The following is an 842-nucleotide window of genomic DNA, read 5'->3' as shown; positions in this document are numbered from 1 at the left end:
TAGGGCGTGTCATCAATTAAGCCAAACGACACAAGAAACTAAGTGAATGGCACTAAGGAAATGACTGGCTAACTTATCATAGCGAGTGGCAATCGCACGATACTGCTTAATCTTGGCAAAGAAGTTCTCTATTAGGTGCCTCGCTTTATAAAGCTCTTTATCGAAGTCTCTTGGCTGCAGCCGATGACACTTAGATGGTATAACTGCATTACCTTGCACTGCTTTAATCGGTTCAATAACGCGGGCATCAGCATCGTAAGCTTTATCGGCAAGCCACGTTTGGCTAATACTGACATCAAGCAATTCATCTGAGCCACACAGGTCATGAGCTGCCCCACCTGTTAGATAAAAGCCAGTAGGATTGCCTAATGCATCTGTTCGAGTATGTATTTTAGTCGTCAGTCCACCTTTGCTGCGTCCAATGGCTTGATCCCTTTTTTTCCAGCACTGTGCTGGTGGGCTTTAACAATCGTGGCATCTAGCATGGCATATTCGTCATCGGATTGTTCAGAGAGTTGATTAAAAACCTGCTTCCATACGCCTTTTTTTGACCAGCGACTAAAACGAGTATGAATCACTCTGAAGTCGCCAAAGCGTTCAGGTAGGTCACGCCAAGGTATGCCGGTCTTGTAACGGTACAGAACCGCTTCTACGAACAAGCGGTTATCCTTTGCAGTAACACCAACGTCACTTGGTTTACCAGGTAGAATGTCTTTAATTCTCTCCCATTGGTCATCACGTAGGGCATGTCGTCTTGTCATAGTCATTGAGCTCAAATTCCTAAATACGATCTAAGTATAGCTTATTCTGAAATATCCATGCTAATTGATGACACGCCCTAG

At 44.3% G+C, this 842-nt stretch carries 1 pseudogene; it reads right to left on the bottom strand.

What is annotated here, in order from left to right:
• Positions 1 to 12: 12 nt before the first annotated feature.
• Positions 13 to 761, bottom strand: a pseudogene (locus tag JMX83_RS14985) (IS5 family transposase).
• Positions 762 to 842: the final 81 nt, after the last annotated feature.

Source organism: Psychrobacter piscatorii (genome assembly GCF_904846415.1).
GTDB lineage: Bacteria > Pseudomonadota > Gammaproteobacteria > Pseudomonadales > Moraxellaceae > Psychrobacter > Psychrobacter piscatorii.
Note: the sequence above shows the minus strand (reverse complement) of the source record. Positions and strands in the feature narration are given on the sequence as shown.